18 protein-coding genes are annotated in these 18626 nt (G+C 62.8%); 6 read left to right on the forward strand and 12 right to left on the reverse strand.

The features are described 5' to 3' along the window. Positions 1-7: 7 nt before the first annotated feature. From DOM58_RS12385 to DOM58_RS12430, 10 genes are all read right to left on the reverse strand, one after another. Positions 8-664 (reverse strand): tellurite resistance TerB family protein, encoded by a 657-nt coding sequence (locus DOM58_RS12385; RefSeq protein ID WP_110693110.1) that lies wholly within the window; start codon positions 662-664, stop codon positions 8-10. 99 nt (positions 665-763) lie between these two features. Then, positions 764-1384 (reverse strand): NUDIX hydrolase, encoded by a 621-nt coding sequence (locus DOM58_RS12390; RefSeq protein WP_075560531.1) that lies wholly within the window; start codon positions 1382-1384, stop codon positions 764-766. 160 nt (positions 1385-1544) lie between these two features. Beyond that, the gene (locus DOM58_RS12395; RefSeq protein ID WP_110693111.1) at positions 1545-2306 is read right to left on the reverse strand and encodes a hypothetical protein; all 762 of its coding nucleotides are present in this window, start codon (positions 2304-2306) and stop codon (positions 1545-1547) included. Positions 2307-2504: 198 nt separating this feature from the next. After that, a complete protein-coding gene (gene nrdF, locus DOM58_RS12400) occupies positions 2505-3485 on the reverse strand; it encodes a class 1b ribonucleoside-diphosphate reductase subunit beta (protein WP_110654928.1) in 981 nt (326 codons plus the stop codon). Between the two features lie 97 nt (positions 3486-3582). Continuing rightward, positions 3583-5760, reverse strand: coding sequence for a class 1b ribonucleoside-diphosphate reductase subunit alpha (gene nrdE / locus DOM58_RS12405; protein WP_245392254.1), 2178 nt, complete (start codon positions 5758-5760; stop codon positions 3583-3585). After that, positions 5742-6146: a class Ib ribonucleoside-diphosphate reductase assembly flavoprotein NrdI gene (gene nrdI, locus DOM58_RS12410; RefSeq protein WP_110693113.1), complete on the reverse strand. Its 405-nt coding sequence runs from the start codon at positions 6144-6146 to the stop codon at positions 5742-5744. Before nrdI ends, nrdE begins: the two co-directional genes overlap by 19 nt. Positions 6147-6228: 82 nt before the next feature. After that, positions 6229-6453 (reverse strand): glutaredoxin-like protein NrdH, encoded by a 225-nt coding sequence (nrdH, locus tag DOM58_RS12415; protein ID WP_075560527.1) that lies wholly within the window; start codon positions 6451-6453, stop codon positions 6229-6231. A gap of 366 nt (positions 6454-6819) precedes the next feature. Then, positions 6820-7722 carry a phosphogluconate dehydrogenase (NAD(+)-dependent, decarboxylating) gene (gnd, locus tag DOM58_RS12420; RefSeq protein WP_110693114.1) on the reverse strand — a complete coding sequence of 301 codons (903 nt, stop codon included), beginning with the start codon at positions 7720-7722 and terminating at the stop codon, positions 6820-6822. A 107-nt stretch (positions 7723-7829) separates the two neighbouring features. Continuing rightward, entirely contained in the window at positions 7830-9050 is a 1221-nt protein-coding gene (gene ubiM, locus DOM58_RS12425) for a 5-demethoxyubiquinol-8 5-hydroxylase UbiM (RefSeq protein ID WP_110693115.1), read from the reverse strand. Between the two features lie 182 nt (positions 9051-9232). Then, on the reverse strand, positions 9233-9421 hold the full coding sequence (locus DOM58_RS12430) for a hypothetical protein (RefSeq protein WP_075560524.1): 189 nt from the start codon (positions 9419-9421) through the stop codon (positions 9233-9235). A 266-nt stretch (positions 9422-9687) separates the two neighbouring features. Between DOM58_RS12430 and DOM58_RS12435 the strand changes: the two genes are divergently transcribed. Next, complete coding sequence (locus tag DOM58_RS12435) at positions 9688-10152, forward strand: DUF2501 domain-containing protein (protein ID WP_075560523.1); 465 nt, start codon at positions 9688-9690, stop codon at positions 10150-10152. A gap of 152 nt (positions 10153-10304) precedes the next feature. Here DOM58_RS12435 and DOM58_RS12440 read toward each other — a convergent pair whose 3' ends face one another. Continuing rightward, on the reverse strand, positions 10305-11198 hold the full coding sequence (locus tag DOM58_RS12440) for a LysR substrate-binding domain-containing protein (RefSeq protein ID WP_110693116.1): 894 nt from the start codon (positions 11196-11198) through the stop codon (positions 10305-10307). A gap of 154 nt (positions 11199-11352) precedes the next feature. On the opposite strand from DOM58_RS12440, the gene DOM58_RS12445 reads away from it, so the two are divergent. The 5 genes from DOM58_RS12445 to DOM58_RS12465 all read left to right on the forward strand — a co-directional run bounded on the left by DOM58_RS12445 (position 11353) and on the right by DOM58_RS12465 (position 17030). Next, positions 11353-12330 carry a TDT family transporter gene (locus DOM58_RS12445; RefSeq protein WP_110693117.1) on the forward strand — a complete coding sequence of 326 codons (978 nt, stop codon included), beginning with the start codon at positions 11353-11355 and terminating at the stop codon, positions 12328-12330. A 103-nt stretch (positions 12331-12433) separates the two neighbouring features. After that, entirely contained in the window at positions 12434-13540 is a 1107-nt protein-coding gene (locus DOM58_RS12450) for a serine hydrolase domain-containing protein (RefSeq protein ID WP_245392255.1), read from the forward strand. Further along, positions 13537-15144, forward strand: coding sequence for a gamma-glutamyltransferase (locus DOM58_RS12455; protein ID WP_223162178.1), 1608 nt, complete (start codon positions 13537-13539; stop codon positions 15142-15144). The genes DOM58_RS12450 and DOM58_RS12455 overlap by 4 nt, the downstream gene beginning before the upstream one ends. Positions 15145-15163: 19 nt before the next feature. Beyond that, positions 15164-16096: a 2-hydroxyacid dehydrogenase gene (locus tag DOM58_RS12460; protein ID WP_110693118.1), complete on the forward strand. Its 933-nt coding sequence runs from the start codon at positions 15164-15166 to the stop codon at positions 16094-16096. A gap of 100 nt (positions 16097-16196) precedes the next feature. Next, positions 16197-17030, forward strand: coding sequence for an HAD-IIA family hydrolase (locus DOM58_RS12465; protein ID WP_110693119.1), 834 nt, complete (start codon positions 16197-16199; stop codon positions 17028-17030). A gap of 55 nt (positions 17031-17085) precedes the next feature. Here the strand turns inward: DOM58_RS12465 and hemG are convergent, their stop codons facing one another. Further along, entirely contained in the window at positions 17086-18579 is a 1494-nt protein-coding gene (gene hemG, locus DOM58_RS12470) for a protoporphyrinogen oxidase (RefSeq protein ID WP_110693120.1), read from the reverse strand. Positions 18580-18626: the final 47 nt, after the last annotated feature.

Raw genomic sequence — 18626 nt, forward strand, 5'->3', positions numbered from 1 at the left:
GCCCCGCTTAAACCGACGCTTCCGACGCCTGCCGCTCGAGCGTTCGACACAGATCGCCGTCGAGCTTGAGCGCGGCCGCCAGTTGATCGAGCCAGGCTCGTTCCATCGGATTCTGCTCATCGACGATCGCCACGCTGGCCAGATAGACCTCGCGCGCCGCCTGGGGTGAATCGGCATTGCGCGCAATCGCATCGGCATCCAGCGGCGCGGCCATCTGCTGTTCGACCCAGGCATGCAGTTCATCGTCGGCGCCCAGTGCGTCGATCTGCTCGGCCAATGCGGCGCGCTCCTGGGCATCGATGTGGCCGTCGGCACGGGCGGCGGCGATCATCGAGCGCAGAATCAGCAGACTTCGCGTCTCCTGAGATTCGCCGGAGAGCTGTTCCAGCGGCCGGTCGGTCTCGGTGGTGGCTGCGGCGGCGGGCGCGGAGGACTTCTCCTGGTGCGCTTGCCAGGCCTTCCACGCCAGCGCGCCGAGGCCGGCCAATGCGCCATACTTGATCGCCTTGCCACCCATGCTGCGACCACGCTTGCTGCCGATCAGCATGCCCAGCGCACCGCCGCCCATCAGCGATTTAACGTCGAAACCGCCGCTGCCGCCTGCCGATTTACCGCCACCGCCGGCCTGCTTCATGATCTGCGAAAGAATCTTCTGTGCGTTCATTACCCCTCCCGTCAGTTTCCACTCGCCCCGATGCAGGGAAGCCCTGCCCTTGAATAGACCGCCTCGATGTCAGGAGGTTTAACGTCGGCGACAAATGACTCAATCGATCAGCGCCGCGCGATGCGGGTCGGCATGGAAATCGAAGGCATCGGCAATGTCCCGCGCGATGACGCGAGGCTCCGAGAGCGGCGGCAGCTCGGCGGGCGAGAAATAGGCGGCATCGTGCACTTCATGGCCGGGATCGAGCGGCGCACCGTCGAGGCGCTCGCAGAGGAAGAACAGCTTGTAGAAATCGAGCACGTCCGGCGGGTAGGCGTGCCTGGCCTTGTGGCGGATGGCGTAGAGCCGTTTGACCGCGACCGTGACGCCGGCTTCTTCCCACACCTCCTTGACCGTGTTGTCGGCTGCCGACAGCCCGATTTCGGCGTAGCCGCCGGGCATCGTCCAACGCCCGTCCATCTTCTCTTTCACCAGCAGAATCTTGCCGTCGTCGATGATCGCCGCACGCACATCGATCTTGGGCGTGACGTGCCCTTCGCCCTCGCCCAGCGCCAGATTTACCCGACCGATGGGAATATCGCCCAGCGCCGCCATCATCGCGGTCGAGAGCTCGGCGACCTCTTCATAGCGCTCGCGGTCGAACTTGTCGTGGCAGTAGTGCAGCCCGGTACCGGCCAGCGCCGAGAGGCGTTTGGCCCAGGCGAGCCATTGATCTTCCATGAGAGGGTTTCCGATCGCAGAGGGTGGATGACAAGGCGCGTTCGGCTAAAGACTAACAACTGCGGCTGGAGACGTCAGGCGATGGTATGAGGGGAGACGCGAAAAAGCCCTTCCGGAGAAGGGCTCGCAATGCTGACAATCGACAGGTGTGGCGATGGCTTCAGCTGGCCGCGGGCGCTTCGTGTTTCGGCTGCGGGCCATGATTCGGGCCACCATGCGGGCCGCGTGGCGGCTGGGTCAGCGCCTCGAAAGCGGCAACCTGCTCGTCGTCGAGTACCTCGGAGAGCGCGCTGTGGCGCTGTTCGAGCAGCTGCTTGAACTGCGCGCCGCGGGAGTCTTTCGCCGCCTCGTCAGACTTGGGATCGGGGCGCTTGAGCTGATGCAGACCATCGAAGAAGGTGCGTTCGGCGTTCAGCACCTTGGTGCTCTGATCCTGGTTCAGATCCCAGGTCGCGAACAGCGGCGCGTAACGCTTTTCGAGCTGTGCGCTCATCTGCGCCGGATCCATCTTCGGGCCACCGTGATGACGCATCATCGAAGGCCGCGGGCGCTCCAGCATCTGGTAGGCGTGCAGCTGTTCGTCGGTCAGCACGCCGGCCAGCTGCTCACGCTGCTGCTCCAGCAGGGATTCCATCGCGGCGCGACGCTGTTCCGGTGCGGCCTTGTCGTCGCCATCATTGGAATCACCGTGCAGTTGCTTGAGGCCTGCGCGGAAATCGCTGTCGGCCTGGGCCAGACTGGCCAGCTCGTCTTTGTCGAGATTCCAGCTGGCGACCACGGCGTCCTTGAGCGGATTGCCATGCACCATGCGCGCTTCGTGAGGCGCGGGTTGCTTGGGTTGTTCAGTGGCTGCAGCCAGGGCCAGCGGTGACAAGGTGGAAGCGGCAACGGCCAGCGCGATGAGTGATTTTTGAAATTTCATGACTTCGACTCCGGTTGCGCACCGAGACGCGGTGCAGGAGTACTATCTCGCCGTTTCGTGCAGGCAGTGTGCAGTGAACGTGGAAGGGTGAATCACCAAATCGGCAAAGCCTGACATTGTCGTTCCCCTCGTGCCGACATGAAAAAACCGCCCGGAGGCGGTTTTCAGGAAACACGATGACCCGTTCTCGCATGAAGCTCAGAATGCCCAGTCGTCGTCTTCCGTGCTGACCGTCTTGCCGATGACGTAGGAGGAGCCTGAGCCGGAGAAGAAGTCGTGGTTCTCGTCGGATCCCGGCGACAGCGCGGCGAGGATCGCCGGGCTGACATCGGTGACACTGGCCGGGAACAGCGCTTCGAAGCCCAGATTCATCAGCGCCTTGTTGGCGTTGTAGTGGAGGAACTTCTTGACGTCCTCGGTGAAGCCGACGTCGTCGTAGAGCGACTCGGTGTACTTGACCTCGTTGTCGTAGAGCTCGTGCAGCAGCTCGTAAGCGTAGATCTTGACCTCTTCCTGACGCTCCGCCGGCAGCTTGGCCAACTGACGCTGGAACTTGTAGCCGATGTAGTAACCGTGGATCGCTTCGTCGCGAATGATCAGACGAATCAAATCAGCGGTATTGGTCAGCTTGGCGCGGCTCGACCAGTACATCGGCAGATAGAAGCCGGAGTAGAACAAAAACGACTCCAGGAAGGTGCTGGCGACTTTACGCATCAGCGGGTCTTCGGCGCGATAGCGCTCGAGAATCAGCTCGGCCTTCTTCTGCAGGAACGGGTTTTCTTCGCTCCAGCGATAGGCGTCGTCGACATCGCGCGTGGTGCACAGCGTCGAGAAGATCGAGCTGTAGGAGCGCGCATGGACCGACTCCATGAAGCTGATGTTGGTGATAACCGCCTCTTCATGGGCGGTTACCGCATCTTCGATCAGTGCCGGCGCGCCCACCGTTCCCTGGATGGTGTCGAGCAACGTGAGACCGGTAAAAACGCGGATCGTCAGCTGCTGCTCCTTCTCCGTCAGCGTATTCCAGGCGGGAATGTCGTTGGAGAGCGGAATCTTCTCCGGCAGCCAGAAGTTGCCGGTCAGGCGGTTCCAGACGTCCAGGTCCTTGTCGTCCTGAAGACGGTTCCAGTTGATCGCATCGACCCGATTCAGGTGACGGGCGGCAGAGGTAGCGGGCATATCCATGGGAGTGCTCTCGTTCGGTTGGCGCCGGGAAAGACGTTTCGCCATGGTTTCCCGGCGCGTTCACGCAAAGTCGGTCGTTATGGAAGGACGATCACAGAGTGCAGGAAACGCAGCCCTCGACTTCCGTCCCCTCGAGGGCGGCCTGACGCAGACGAATGTAATAGATCGTCTTGATACCTTTGCGCCAGGCGTAGATCTGCGCCTTATTGACGTCACGGGTGGTCGCCGTATCGCGGAAGAACAGCGTCAGTGACAGGCCCTGATCGACGTGCTGCGTCGCCTCGGCGTAGGTATCGATGATCTTTTCCGGGCCGAGTTCGTAGGCGTCCTGGTAGTACTCCTGGTTGTCGTCGGTCAGATACGGCGCCGGGTAGTAGACGCGACCCAGCTTGCCTTCCTTGCGGATTTCGACCTTGGACGTCACCGGGTGGATGCTCGAGGTGGAGTTGTTGATATACGAGATCGAACCGGTCGGCGGGATCGCCTGCAGGTTACGGTTGAAGAGCCCATGAGCCATGACCGATGCCTTCAGCTCGCGCCAGTCGTCCTGGGTCGGGATCTCGATACCACTCTTCTCGAACAGCCCGCGCACTTTCTCGGTCTTCGGCTCCCACGCCTGCTCGGTGTACTTGTCGAAGTACTCACCGCTGGCATAGGTCGATTTCTCGAAGCCGGCAAAGCGCTTGTCGCGCTCGATGGCGATGCGGTTGGAAGCGCGAATGGCGTGAAACGCGATGGTATAGAAGTAGATGTTGGTGAAATCCAACCCTTCTTCCGAACCGTAGAGGATGTGCTCACGCGCCAGATAACCGTGCAGGTTCATCTGCCCCAGGCCGATGGCGTGCGACTTGGCGTTGCCTTCGGCGATCGACGGCACCGAGGTGATGTTGCTCATCTCGGAGACCGCGGTCAGACCGCGAATGGCCGCTTCCACCGTGGTGCCGAAGTTCGGCGAATCCATGGTCTTGGCGATGTTGAGCGAGCCCAGGTTGCAGGAAATATCCTCGCCGACCTGACGATAGCCGAGATCGTCGTCGTACTCGGTCGGCGTGTTGACCTGCAGAATCTCCGAGCACAGGTTCGACATGTTGATCCGGCCGTGGATCGGGTTGGCGCGGTTGACCGTGTCTTCGAACATCAGATACGGGTAGCCGGATTCGAACTGCAGCTCGGCGATGGTCTGGAACAGCTCGCGGGCGTTGATCTTCTTCTTGCGGATACGCCCGTCGGCGACCATCTCTTCGTACTTCTCGGTGACGCTGATGTCACCGAACGGCACGCCGTAGATGTGCTCGACGTCGTAGGGCGAGAACAGGTACATGTCCTCGTTACGCTTGGCCAGCTCGAAGGTGATGTCCGGCATCACGATGCCCAGCGACAGCGTCTTGATCCGGATCTTCTCGTCGGCGTTCTCGCGCTTGGTGTCGAGGAACCGCAGGATGTCCGGATGGTGGGCATTGAGATAGACCGCACCCGCGCCCTGACGCGCGCCCAGCTGGTTGGCGTAGGAGAAGGCGTCTTCGAGCATCTTCATGATCGGAATGATGCCGGAGGACTGGTTCTCGATACGCTTGATCGGGGCGCCGGCTTCGCGGATGTTGGAGAGCGAGAACGCCACGCCGCCGCCACGCTTGGAGAGCTGCAGCGCCGAATTGATCGAGCGCCCGATGGACTCCATGTTGTCTTCGATGCGCAGCAGGAAGCACGACACCAGCTCACCGCGCTGACGCTTGCCGCAGTTGAGGAAGGTCGGCGTCGCCGGCTGGAAGCGGCCATGAATGATCTCTTCGACCAGTTGCTTGGCCAGCGTCTCGTCGCCGCGAGCCAGGCTCAACGCGACCATGCAGACACGGTCTTCGAAACGCTCGAGATAGCGCTTGCCGTCGAACGTCTTGAGTGTGTAGCTGGTGTAGTACTTGAACGCGCCCAGGAAACTCTGGAAGCGAAACTTCGCCGCATAGGCCTGATCGAACAGCGCGGTGACGAAGCTGAAATCGTACTGATCGAGCACGCTCTGCTCGTAGTAGCTCTCTTCCACCAGGTAATCGAGTTTTTCCTTCAGCGAGTGAAAGAACACCGTATTCTGGTTCACGTGCTGCAGAAAATACTGACGCGCCGCTTCGCGGTCCTTGTCGAGCTGCAGATGGCCGTCGGCATCGTACAGATTCAACATGGCGTTGAGCGCGTGGTAGTCGAGCGCCTTGGCGTTATGTTCGGCGCCGGCGGCGGGTCGCGCTGCCGTACCGGTATCTAGGCTGAGCGTTTCCAAAATTCGGTCACTCCTGCGAGGACTCGATGGACATCTTCGACAGTGCCCATCAGTTCAAAACGATAGAGAAGCGGTACCTGACACTTTTGCGCAACGACTCGACCGGCCAGACCGAAGGAATGGCCGAAGTTGGTATTGCCGCCGGCGATCACGCCGCGAATCAGGGACCGATTGTGTTCGTCATTCAGAAAACGAATGACTGGCGCGGGTACCGCGGAACGCGGGTCGCCATCACCGTAGGTCGGTACAACGAGAATATAGGGTTCTTCAACCTGCAGGGACGGGTCGCTTCGGTTCAGTGGAATCCGGTTTGCCGGTAATCCCAGCTTTTCGACGAAGCGCCGTGTATTGCCTGATTTGGTCGAGAAATAGACCAGCCCAGCCATGACGGCTCTCCTGCGCCCTGCGCGGTTTCTGGCAGCGCGGAACCCGGTTCCGCGCTAGCCCGACAAATTCGAAAGGGTCGGATCAGGCTACCAGCGTGCTGATCTTGTCCGGACGGAAGCCGGCCCAGTGATCTTCACCTGCCACCACGACGGGGACCTGACGATAACCCAGATTCTGGACACGCTGCATCGCAGCCGCATCTTGGGTCAGGTCGACCACGGTATAGTCGATTCCCTGCTTGTCCAGGGCGCGATACGTGGCGTTGCACTGGACGCAGGCAGGCTTGCTATAGATCGTGATGCTCATGATAACCATCCTTGACAGGAAAAATCGCCCACCGACGGCCGATGGTGCAGGCTTGGGCAGCGTAAGGATCCGGTTTTCTCACCGCCTCCGCTGCTTCTGGAAAACACTATATATGGTAGCCCACCCATTTTCCAAGCATAGATGTGGTCTTTTTCTGTGACTTTCCTGTGGACAGTTTCGGGCCCTCACGGAGCCCGCATGGTAGCTCGCCTCACGCCATGTCAAGGGTCAAAAAGTCGTGCCTCGGGACGCAAAACGCGCCGGAGGCTTGTGCCGCCCGGCGCGTCGAGACACTACATCTGGTAGCCGATGAAAATCGCGCGGACAGCTCAAGCGTCTCGATCGGGTGGTAAAAGCAGCGCCGGACTAGTCCTTCTTGATCGCGTGGCCACCAAACTCGTTACGCATGGCGGAGAGCAGTTTGTCGCCGTAGGAGTCCTGCTCGCGGGAACGCAGACGCTCGAGCAGCGACAGCGTGATCACCGGTGCGCTGACGTCGAGCTCGATGGCTTCGGCCACGGTCCAGCGGCCTTCACCCGAGTCTGATACGTACGGGGCGATACCCTCGAGCGATGGATTCTTGTCCAGCGCGTCGGCAGTGAGATCGAGCAGCCAGGAGCGTACCACGCTGCCATGACGCCAGATTTCGGCGACCTGATGCAGATCGAGATCGAAATCCTTGCGCTCCATGATCGCGAAACCTTCGGCGTAGGCCTGCATCATGCCGTACTCGATGCCGTTATGGACCATCTTGGTGAAGTGGCCGGAACCGCTGGGGCCGACATGCCCCCACCCCTTGTCGGCGGCCGGCGCCAGGGCTTCGAACAGCGGCTTGAGCGAATCGACGATGGGCGTCTCGCCCCCCACCATCATGCTGTAGCCTTCCCGCAGCCCCCAGACACCGCCACTGGTGCCGACATCGACATAGTGAAGATGATGCTCGCGCAGCGTTTCTGCCCGGCGCACGGTGTCCTTGTACATCGAGTTGCCACCGTCGATCACGATGTCGTCCTTCGACAACATCGGTTCGAGCTCGGCGATGAGCTTGTCGACCAGCGGGCCGGCCGGGACCATCAGCCAGACGATTCTGGGCGCTGGCAACGCTTCGACGGCCGCCGCCAGCGATGCCGACGACTCGATGCCTTTCTCGGCCGCCTTCGCCATCGCCTCCTCGCTGGGGTCAGAGCCCACCACGCGGTGCCCGGCGCGTACCAGCCGCTCGGCCATGTTGGCGCCCATGCGCCCGAGTCCCACCATTGCAAGATCCATACGAACTCCTCTTGAGAGAGAAAGGTCTTGAGAAGAGAAAGGCGAGAGCCAGAGTCTTCCCGGCATCGCCCGACGAATGGCATCCGGCGGCCACGTGTCGAGTGCGACTAGTTCGACGAGCGCATCAGATGGCCGGCGATCAGCCGTTTGACCGGCCAGGCCGCCTCACCGGCTCGCAGCACCGCCTTGCGCAATAGCCTGGCCGGTGTGCGGTCATCGGTGTACAGACCGACGATCGCCAGGGTCGCGGCAAACAGTGGCGCGGTCGCCAGACGTTGCTCGCGCTGGTAGCGCCTGAGCAGCGATGACGATGCAATGTCCTCGCCCTGCGCCCGCGCGTCACCGATCAGATCCGCCAGCCGCGACAGTCCCTGCAGGCCGAGATTGAAGCCGTGTGCGGTTACCGGATGCATGCCCACGGCGGCATCGCCGATCAGTGCCTGACGGGGCCCGACGAAACGCTCGGCATAGACGCTGACAAGCGGATAGCGGTGCGGTTCGGCGGCCCGACGCATCGCCCCGAGGCGGCCGCCGAAACGTCGGGTGATATCGGCGTCGAACGCTTCGACGCTCAGCGCGAGTTGCTTCTCCATGTCCGCCGGAGAGAGCGTCAGCACGACCGACGAGCAGTGGGTATCGACCGGTAGCAGCGCCAGCGTCTGGCCATGGCCGAACCACTCCCACGCCGTCTGATCATGAGGTTCGTCATGATGCATGCGGCAGACCAGCATGTGCTGGCCGTGCTGATAGCTGTGAACGGGGATGCCCATGGCCCGGCGCGTGGTGGAAAAGCGGCTGTCCGCCGCCACCAGCAGCGAGGCATGAATGCGCTCGCCACTCTCGAGAACGAGATCGACGGCGGTATCGCCGGTCTGGAAGTGGGCGATTTCCTGCTCGTCACGCCACAGGATCTCGCCCGGCCCGGGCGCCGCCTGCGATGTAGTGGTCTGCAACGCCGCATAAGCCGCTCGCCGGATCACCCGATTGGGCACCAGACAGCCCAGCGGCTCGTCTTTCGACGCATCCGGCGCAATCTGCATCGCGAATAGCGACTGGCCATCGAAAACCTTGGCACCACGCATCCGGGCGCGTTCGGCCGGCTCGACTCGCGACCAGACATCAAGTTTATCGAGGATCTGCTGGGAGGACCGGGTCAGCGCAATCTCTCTGCCATCACTATCGGGATTCATCATCGCCGAGCGCGGCTGACGATCGATCAGCATGGCGCTGACACCCTGACGCGACAACGCATTGGCGAAACACAGGCCGATCGGCCCGGCCCCGACGATGGCGACGTCGACCCGTGTCACAGCGGTTGAATCATCCATGGGTACCGCTCCCTGGTATCGGTGGGCCGTAACGGTAACGGAAAAGAGCGGCACGGCGAAACGTCGCCGTGCCGCCTGGCGGGCCCCATCGTTCTTCGCGGCCCGTCCTTCGCGCTCCACCCCGTTCGCTGCGGCGCCGGAGAACGATCATCTCGATGGAGCCCGGAGGCCGATCGACAAGCTCAGTGCTTCTCGCCATGAACCTTGATGTGGCCCACCTTGTCCCTGAAGATTTTCTCTTCGAACTCGACTTCCAGATGCATCTCGCCCTTGGCCCGAACACGATGATATTCCAGACCGCTGAAACTCAATTCCAGATCATCGTCATACTCTTCGAGCACTTTCCTGAATTCGCCAACGGTAATAATCATGACATCTCCTTTTTTCGAGGGAACATCGAATCCCTTCCGACACTCCAAGCCTAGACCATGACGCCGGTTCGGCGTTTCGTCTTCGGTCAATGTGATCTTCCGGAGATCGTCCCGCCAGGCCGGCACGGCCATTCATGGTTACCCTAGCGTAGGACAGCGCTAGCTTGGCGTCTCATCGCCCATCGTCAACATGGCGTCACCAGCCGCGAATCGCTTCATCGGACCCTCGCCTGCAGGGTTTCTTTTTCAGCCAGGAGTCTCATTTGATGAATCTTCGTTTCCTTTCCGCCACGCTGCTGACCGTCTCCGTCGCGGCCTCGCCAATGGCCTCGGCTTACAGTTTCGATAGCGTCAAGAAAAACGCCGGCGAGATGATGTCCGGCCAATCCTCCCAGAGTACGGGCACCGCCAGCGGCGCGTCGCTGCTGAGCTCGCTAGGCTCCGGCTCGATGAACTTGGGTAGCATGCAGAACGTGGCCGGCGTGCTCGGCTACTGCCAGGACCAGGGCTATACCGAAAGTACCACCGACAAGGTCAAGAACAGCCTGCTCGAGAAGATCGGCGGCCAGAGTCAGGCCGAGGAGAGCGACAGCTACCAGCAAGGCTTGAGCGGGCTGCTCGATGGCGGGAACGGTCAGACCTTCAGCCTGACCCAGCTCAAGGATCAGGTGGGCAAGAAGGCGTGCGGCATGATCACCGACAAGGCGATGTCGTCGTTCCTCGGCGGCTGATACCGCCAGCGAGCGATTCGCTGCACTGGTAGCCGCTTCGCCGCTGTCCGCTTTAACACTATCCACTTCACCACTGTCCGCAGCACCAAGGCCGGGCGCCCCGAGTTCGCTTCTCGGAATCGGGGCGCGCGGTGGCTGGCCGGGTTCACGGCTCAGGTGGCGAAGCTGTCACTCCGATCGCGGCAGAATTCGACGAACCGCTCGATCAACGGGCTACGATACTTGTCGCGGTGCAGCACCAGGCTGAATTCGCGGGTCATATCCAGCGCCAGTTCGATCTCGACAAGGCGACCATCGTTCAGGGCGTGACGCGCCTCCAGTGCGGACAGACACGTCAATCCGAGACCGGCCGCGGCAGCATTGATGATCGCCTCCGCCGAGTTGATCTCCAGGCTCAGCTCCCATTGCGGCAGCTGGGGCGCAATGAAGCGCATGAACTGTTCGCGAGTCCCCGAGCCCGGCTCTCGCAGCAGCCATCCGTAGTCCGCCAGCGCACCAACCGCCATCCTGCCCCGATGCGCCAATGGATGATCAGGGGCCGCCGCGATCAGCATCCGATCGCGCCGCCACGGCAGCACGTGGAAACGCTCTCCCGCTGCACGCCCCTCGATCATGCCGATATCGAGCTCGAACGCCTCCAGCGACGCACAGATTGCCGCGCTATTGGCGATGGTGACCCGTTGATCCCGATGCCCGGTCTCGAGGCGGAAGTCCCGCAGCAGCGACGGCAGCAACTGATGACCGATCGTGTAGCTGGCACCGATATGCAGATGCCCGCCCAGGGCGTCGTTGTCGAACAGCTGCTCGATTGCCTCGCTGCGGGCCAGCAGTTCGTCCGCCATCGGCAACAGCCGGCGGCCCTGATCGTTGAGATGGAGTCGGTTGCGATGGCGATCGAAAAGCGTACGGCCGCACTGCTTCTCCAATTCTGCCAGCGCAATGCTGACTGCCGGCTTGGTCAGAAACAGTGTCGATGCCGCCGCCGTCAGCGTCCGCTCATGAGTCACCGCGACGAAGACCTGCAACTGACGAAAGGTGATCGCCATCGTTTCTCCTGATTGCCCAATTCGTGATCGCCCAATGCCTGATCGTCAAATCCCTGGCCGTTAATTTTTATAAAACGCCAAGTGAAGAAAGTTAAAATATAACGATAGCTCGAATTGCCATAAGGTGTCTCCATCGATTTCGAGGAGAACCTCCATGCCCGCTATGTCTCAGCGACTCCAGACCGCCCCGACCCCGATGGCCGGCCTGGCGCTGGGTATCTCCAGCCTGGGCTGGAGCTGGGAAAGTTTCGCGCCGCTAGGCGGCGTGGCACAGCTGAGCGGCGCGGCAATCGCCGCGATCCTGCTGCTGGTTCTCGGCGCCAAGTTCGTGCTTCACCCGCACCTGCTCTGGGCGGACCTGGCGCATCCCGTCGTCGGTAGCGTCGTCCCGACCTTCGCCATGGCGCTGATGGTGGTGTCGAAAGCCGTAGGAGACTGGCTGATGCCGGAGGCTGGCGTCGCCCTCTGGCTCGCCGCGGTGGCGCTTCACCTGGGTTTTTTCGCCGCTTTCGTCGTGCATCGGGCAAAGGCTTTCGAACTTCACCATATGGTGCCGGCCTGGTTCGTACCGCCGGTGGGGATCATCGTCGCCGATGTCGCGTTTCCGGGTGTCGCGGCGCTGCAGCCGCTAGCCATCGGTCTGCTCTACCTCGGCATGGGGCTCTACGCCATCCTGCTGCCGGTGATGATCTATCGGCTGATCTTCGCGCCGGAAATTCCCGACCCGGCCAAGCCGACTATCGCCATCGTGGCGGCACCCGCGAGCCTGTCGCTGGCCGGATATCTCACCGTGATCACCGAGCCATCGCCGCTGTTGATCGCCCTGCTCGGCGGCATCGCGGTGCTGATGACCCTGATCATCTACCTGGCCTTCTTCAAGCTGCTACGGCTGCCCTACAGCCCGGGCTACGCCGCGTTCACGTTTCCTATGGTGATCGGCGCCACGGCGCTTTCGAAGACCGCCGGGTGGATGCAGGCCCACGGCTTCGACGCGCACGATATCGCTATCGTTCACGGCCTGGCGATACTGGAAGTGATCGTTGCCACCGCCATCGTCGGCTATGTCGCCCTGCGCTACCTCGGCTTCTATCTTCATGCCTGGCGCCAGAGCACGATGCCCCGCCCGGTCTGAGGCGTTCCTTTGCCGTAAATCGTCTGACGCGCACTCTCTGATGACGAGTCCTGATGACCAGGGCTTGAGGACGAGCGCTTGATGATGAGTACCGCATGACGGCATGGAAGAACCTGACGGCATGCGCCAGACTCAACGCATGCCGATTACCCGCTCTCCCCGTCCCTTTTCCGTCGCCGCCCGTCTTCGCTGGCAGCGTCTTGCCATCAGCCTGATGCTGGCGACGCTACCGTCGCTGACCCTGGCCAGTCCGCTGCCCGAAGCCACTCGCGCCGGCGCGATCGAACATGCCCGCGAGCTACCCCGCAGCCACACCCTGATGGTCGCCATCGACGGCAAAACCGTGATCGACGAAGGATTTCGCGGCCACGCCACCGACGAGACCGCCAACATCAAGTCGCTCTCCAAGACGCTGATCTCGGCGCTGGTGGGCGCGGCGATCGATCGCGGCGTGATCGAGAGCGTCGATCAGCCGATAGTCGAGCTGCTGGGCAATCGCGTCCCCGCCGATATCGATCCTCGCGTGAACCACATCACCGTCGGCAACCTGCTCTCGATGCAGGCCGGACTGGAGCGCACGTCCGGCAGCAACTACGGCGCCTGGGTCGCCAGCTCGAACTGGATTGCCGACGCGCTCGAGCGCCCCTTCGTCGCCGAGCCCGGCGGTCGCATGCTCTACTCCACCGGTAACAGCCATCTGCTTTCGGCCGCACTCACCGAAGCGACCGGGCGCAGCACGCTTTCGCTCGCGCGAGACTGGCTGGGCGCGCCGCTGGGTTTCGCCATTCCGCCGTGGACACGCGACCCGCAAGGCATATACTTCGGCGGCAACGAGATGGGGCTGACGCCGCAGGCGATACTGCGTTTCGGCGAGATGTTTCGTCACAACGGTCAACTCGACGGCCAGCGCGTGCTTTCCGCCGACTGGATCGAGCGCTCGTGGCAGCCGCGCACGCGATCGTTCTTCAACGGTGACGATTACGGCTACGGCTGGTTCATCACCGAACTCGCCGGCGAGCCGGTCTATTACGGCTGGGGCTATGGCGGCCAGTTGCTCTACATCGTGCCATCCCGAGCCATGACCGTGGTGATGACTTCCGATCCGACGCCGCCGTCCAGCGGCAGCGATTACCTGGACGACGTGGAGGCGCTGGTCGGCGATCTGATCGAGGCAACAGCGAATCACGACAACAAGGGCCCCAACTCGTGATCCAACCCCATCGCGATATCGAAAACTGGACGCTGACCACGCCCGCCGCTCGCTCGAGCCGAGGAGCCGTGGCTTCCCAGCATCGCTTGGCGGCGCAGGCCGGCGCCGCGCAGCTCGACGCCGGCGGCAACGCCATCGATGCCATTGTCGCAACCGCCTACGCGCTCAATGCGGTCGAGCCGTGGATGAGCGGCCTCGGCGGTGCCGGCTTCATGGTGATCTGGCTGGCGCAGGAGCAGCGCGCGGTGGCGCTGGATTTCCAGGGCACGTTGCCCGACGATATGCGGCTCGAGGATTACCCGGTCGATCCTGCGCTACCGGCGACACCGATGGGTTTTCCCGGCGTGGTCGACAACGCCAATATCGAAGGCTATCGCTCGATCACCGTGCCCGGTGCCGTGGCCGGGCTCGATCATGCGCTCTCGCGCTTCGGTTCCCGGTCACGCAGTGACGCCATGACGCCAGCCATTCAGCTGGCCGAGCGCGGGCTGCACGTCGACTGGTTCACCAGCCTGCAGATTGGCGTTTGCGCGCGCACGCTGGCCCGCGACCCGATATCGGCATCGATCTATCTGCCTGGCGGCCACCCGGCGACGCCGGAGAGCCGGTTGCGAATCCCGAATCTGGCCGAGACGCTGGGCGAGATTGCCGAGGGCGGCGCCGAAACGTTCTATCGTGGTGCGCTGGCCGAACGGATCGTCTCCGATCTTCAGGCCGGCGGCTCGCGGATTTCCCGCGCGGATCTCGCCGCCTATGAGGTGTTCGAGTACGCCCCGATGGCCGCCAAGCACCGCGGCTATACGCTCTATACCCCGGGCGAGGTTTCCGGCGGCCTGCGCCAGCGCGAGATGCTGGCATACGCACTCGAGGCGATGCCGACGCCACCGGAAAACCCGACGGCAGAAACCTGGCTCGCCTACGCCGAGGCGCTGGAGCAGTGCTGGAAGCGGCACAAGATCCGCAACGGGGTCATAACGGAACAGGGCGCCTGCACCTCATCGATGTCGTCGGTGGACGCCGAGGGCAACATGGTGGCGCTCACCTACACCCTGCTCAACCGTTTCGGTTCCGGTGTCACGTTGCCCTCCACCGGGATGCTGATGAACGACAGCGTCAGCTACTTCGACCCGCGCCCCGGCTACCCCACCACCATGGAAGGCGGCAAGCGTATCAACTCGTCGAACATGTGCCCGACGGTGGCCGTGAAAGACGGCGAGGCGCGATTCTCGGTGGGCGCTTCCGGCGGCAATCTGATCATGCCGGCGGTGACCCAGGTCGCCGCGCTGATGATGGACTTCGACATGAGTGTCGAGGATGCGATACATCATCCGCGAATCGATGCCAGCTACCGTGGTTCGGTGCGCGTCGACCCGCGCTTCAGTCCAGAAACACTGGCAAAGCTGGGCCAATGTTTCGAACTGGAGATCGCCCAGCAGGTAGTTTTCCCCAAGCTCTACGCCTGCGTGTCGGCGGTATCGCGGAATCCGACCACGGGCGAATGCGTCGGCATCAACGACCCGACGCAACCCGTCGGCGGCGGTGCCGCGCCCGCGCCGTTTCACATCGAACCGCTCGGCGATGACGAGCCGGTCGTGCGCCCCTGATCCCTACCAGGATTCCAAGATGTCCATCGTTGTCTCAATACCGGGTGTGGATAAAACAGACTGGTGGATCGAACAGCTTCAGAAGCTGCTGCCCGGCTGGACGATCCGCTCCATCGATGATCCCAGCGACGCCGACGCGGTGACCTATGCCGTGGTCTGGAAGCCGGCTGACGGGGCGTTCCTGCCCTTTGCCAATCTCAAGGCGATCGTGTCGCTGGGCGCGGGCATCGATCATGTACTGGCCGATACGAAGCTGCCACGCCAAATACCGATCATTCGCACCGTGGGTACGGATCTGACCCAGCGCATGCGCGAGTACGTGGCCTTGCATGTGCTGAGCCACCATCGCGACATGCCGACGATCAGCGCCAACCAGCGCGCCCGACAGTGGAAGCAGCTGGTCGTCCCGCCAGCGACGGATCGCCCCGTGGGCGTCATGGGGCTCGGCAATCTGGGGAGCGCAGCGGCTTCCACGCTTTCCGCGCTGGGTTTCGAGACGCTGGGCTGGTCACGCACGCAACGCGAGATCGAGGGCATAACGACCTTCGCCAGCGACGCCGAATTCGCGGCATTCCTCGGCCGCTGCGAGATCCTGGTCTGCCTGCTGCCGCTGACCGACGCAACGACGGGCATTCTTAACGCCGAGCTTTTCGCCAAGTTGCCGAAAGGCGCCAGCGTGATCAATGTCGGGCGCGGCCCACATCTCGTCGACGACGATCTGCTCGCCGCGCTGGATAGCGGCCAGTTGAGTCACGCCACGCTGGACGTGTTCCATGTCGAACCGCTGCCGAGCGAGCATCCGTTCTGGTCGCACCCCAGGATCACGGTGACGCCTCACATCGCCTCGCTGATCGACGCGCCCACCGGCAGCCGGATCGTCAGCGCCAATATCGAACGCTTCGAGCGCGAGGGCAGCGTACCCGACCTGGCCGATGCCGAACGCGGCTACTGAGCGGGTGAAGTCGACATCACTTGTTGCCGACAAGTTGCTAAACTGGCGGAACCAGTAATTCGGTATCGATCATCTCTCCACACGCGTGCCAAGGGGCCCCATGTCTAATAAAGAGACTAATAAAGAGACCAGTAAAGAGACCGGCAAAAAAGACAACACCGCGAGTCGACGTAACATCAAATCCTGGTTGACCGACATGGATGGCGTCCTCGTCCACGAGAACAAGGCCATCCCTGGCGCATCGGAGCTGATCAATCAGTGGCGGGAGCGCGAGATCCCGTTTCTGGTGCTGACCAACAACTCGATCTACACCCCGCGGGATTTGAGCGCACGCTTGAGACAAAGCGGCCTGGAAGTGCCCGAGGACAAGATCTGGACCTCGGCACTGGCGACGGCCTCGTTCCTGCGTGATCAGGCGCCGGGTGGGTCGGCATTCGTGGTCGGCGAGGCGGGGCTGACCACGGCGATTCATGAAGCCGGCTTCATCATGACCGATACCAAGCCGGACTACGTCGTGCTCGGTGAAACCCGCTCCTACTCGTTCGAGGCGATCACCAAGGCGATTCGCCTGATCCTTCAGGGCGCGCGCTTCATCTGCACCAACCCGGATGCCACTGGGCCAAGCCAAGAAGGCGTGCTGCCGGCTACCGGCGCCATCGCGGCGCTGATCACCGAGGCCACCGGGCGCAAGCCGTATATCGTCGGCAAACCCAACCCGATGATGTTCCGCTCGGCGCTGAACAAGCTCGGCGTCCACTCGGACGGCGCCGGGATGATCGGCGATCGCATGGATACTGATATCGTCGCGGGTATCGAAGCCGGCATGCACACGGTGCTGGTGTTGAGCGGTATCGCCGATCAGGCCGAGATCGAACGCTATCCGTTCCGTCCCCGGGAGATCCTGTCGTCGGTGGCGGAGCTGGTGGACAAGTAGATCGATGGGCTGAGCCAGTGGATCAATCGATATTGACCTGACGGCGCCTCCGCCGTCAGCTCGGCTCGGCCGCCAGCAGTTTCTCGCCCAGCAGGCGGCCGTTCTCGAGACAGTCGCCCACCGCGATACCGCCACGCCAGTTACCCGCCAGGTGCAGTCCGGAATACGCCCGAAGCGCGTCATCCAGCGCCTCGATTCTCCCCAGATGACCGACTTCGTACTGCGGAATCGCCTGCGGCCAGCGTGTCACCTTCTGCCACACCGGTTCGCCGCGGATGCCCAACAGATCGCGCAGATCGCCGAGTACCCGTGACACCTGTGTCGCATCGTCTCCGACTGCCGCTTCGGGACTCTGGCGACCGCCGATGAATACGTTGAGCAGCTTGTGGCCGGCTGGCGCGCGACCCTCGAACAGCGTCGACGAGAACAGTGCGCCCAGCGTTCGGCGTTTTTCGGCGCGCGGAATCAGCACGCCGAAACCATCCAGCGGGTGCGCGATATCCTGCTCGCGGAAACCCAGTGCGATGGCATTGACCGGCGGATAGGCGATGGCGGCCAGCGGCTTCGCCAGCCGCTCGTCCACCGGGCGCAACAGCGCTGCCGCCACGGGCGCCGGCACCGCCAGCACCAGCGAACGGGCCCGCCATTGCCGGCCGTTGCGATCCTCGACGACCCACTGTTCGCCTTCGCGACGAATGCCGCGGATCTCGCAGCCGGTCTGAATTGTCGCGGTCGGCTGGGCGGTAATCCCCTCTGCCAGCCGGTCCGTCAGACGCTGCAGCCCCTGCGGAAAGCTGACCAGTTTGCCCCGCCATTCGACCGGTATCGGTGACGGATCGCGGCGCGCCTGACGCATCTTCTTGAGACCGCCAATGATCAGCGAGCGATGCTCCTGTTCCATCGCTGCCAGCCGTGGCATCGCGGCCTGAACCGAGAGACGCGCGGGGTCTCCGGCATAGACGCCGGAGACGAACGGATCGACCATGCGTCCGAGAATCCTTGGCCCCAGGCGGCGCGACACGAAAGCGGCCAGTGTCTCTTCCGATGCCGTCGAGCGGGCAATGAACGGCTCGCGAGCGAGCCGTGCCCAACCGCGCCAGCCGATGATCGGGCTGGTCAGCGCATCCAGCGGCTTCATCGGCAGCGCCACGGGCTGGCCGTTCAGCACCACGAAACGCTTGGTGCTTTCCGCATTGGCGGGCTGAGCTTCGCCAAGCAGGTTGAGCTCGTCGAGCAACGCATACAGCGGCGGCTTCATGATCACGGTGTTGGGGCCGTGCTCGATCTGCCACTCGCCGTCCCGCTCGGTATGCAGATTGCCCCCGACCTGATCGTTGCTTTCGAGCAGGGTCACGTTCTGCCCGCGCTTGGCCAGCGTCCAGGCCGCCGCCAGCCCGGTCGCGCCAGCGCCGACGATCAAGGTATCGAGCGCGGTATCATCCCGAGCAGCGTCACCCCGAGAGGAGACATCCCGAGCATGGTCATCCCGAGCATGGTCATCCCGAGCGACATTCGTGGCGGGCGAGGAATCTGCGGCGTGGCTGGTCATGGCGACTCGTGCGGGGAAGTGTGTGATGCAGTCTACGCAGACCTCAC

Origin of the sequence: Salinicola halophyticus (assembly GCF_003206695.1) — a bacterium.
In the GTDB taxonomy this organism is placed as follows: Bacteria; Pseudomonadota; Gammaproteobacteria; order Pseudomonadales; family Halomonadaceae; genus Salinicola; species Salinicola halophyticus.

Excerpts from the sequence above, each read along its gene's own strand:
- DOM58_RS12450 (WP_245392255.1), top strand. The coding sequence starts at position 12,434 with ATGGAAGAACCTGACGGCATGCGCCAGACTCAACGCATGCCGATTACC.
- hemG (WP_110693120.1), bottom strand. The coding sequence starts at position 18,579 with ATGACCAGCCACGCCGCAGATTCCTCGCCCGCCACGAATGTCGCTCGG.
- ubiM (WP_110693115.1), bottom strand. The coding sequence starts at position 9,050 with ATGGATGATTCAACCGCTGTGACACGGGTCGACGTCGCCATCGTCGGG.
- nrdF (WP_110654928.1), bottom strand. The coding sequence starts at position 3,485 with ATGCCCGCTACCTCTGCCGCCCGTCACCTGAATCGGGTCGATGCGATC.
- DOM58_RS12435 (WP_075560523.1), top strand. The coding sequence starts at position 9,688 with ATGAATCTTCGTTTCCTTTCCGCCACGCTGCTGACCGTCTCCGTCGCG.
- DOM58_RS12430 (WP_075560524.1), bottom strand. The coding sequence starts at position 9,421 with ATGATTATTACCGTTGGCGAATTCAGGAAAGTGCTCGAAGAGTATGAC.
- nrdI (WP_110693113.1), bottom strand. The coding sequence starts at position 6,146 with ATGGCTGGGCTGGTCTATTTCTCGACCAAATCAGGCAATACACGGCGC.
- gnd (WP_110693114.1), bottom strand. The coding sequence starts at position 7,722 with ATGGATCTTGCAATGGTGGGACTCGGGCGCATGGGCGCCAACATGGCC.
- DOM58_RS12445 (WP_110693117.1), top strand. The coding sequence starts at position 11,353 with ATGCCCGCTATGTCTCAGCGACTCCAGACCGCCCCGACCCCGATGGCC.
- DOM58_RS12395 (WP_110693111.1), bottom strand. The coding sequence starts at position 2,306 with ATGAAATTTCAAAAATCACTCATCGCGCTGGCCGTTGCCGCTTCCACC.
- nrdH (WP_075560527.1), bottom strand. The coding sequence starts at position 6,453 with ATGAGCATCACGATCTATAGCAAGCCTGCCTGCGTCCAGTGCAACGCC.
- DOM58_RS12385 (WP_110693110.1), bottom strand. The coding sequence starts at position 664 with ATGAACGCACAGAAGATTCTTTCGCAGATCATGAAGCAGGCCGGCGGT.
- DOM58_RS12440 (WP_110693116.1), bottom strand. The coding sequence starts at position 11,198 with ATGGCGATCACCTTTCGTCAGTTGCAGGTCTTCGTCGCGGTGACTCAT.
- DOM58_RS12460 (WP_110693118.1), top strand. The coding sequence starts at position 15,164 with ATGTCCATCGTTGTCTCAATACCGGGTGTGGATAAAACAGACTGGTGG.
- DOM58_RS12465 (WP_110693119.1), top strand. The coding sequence starts at position 16,197 with ATGTCTAATAAAGAGACTAATAAAGAGACCAGTAAAGAGACCGGCAAA.
- DOM58_RS12390 (WP_075560531.1), bottom strand. The coding sequence starts at position 1,384 with ATGGAAGATCAATGGCTCGCCTGGGCCAAACGCCTCTCGGCGCTGGCC.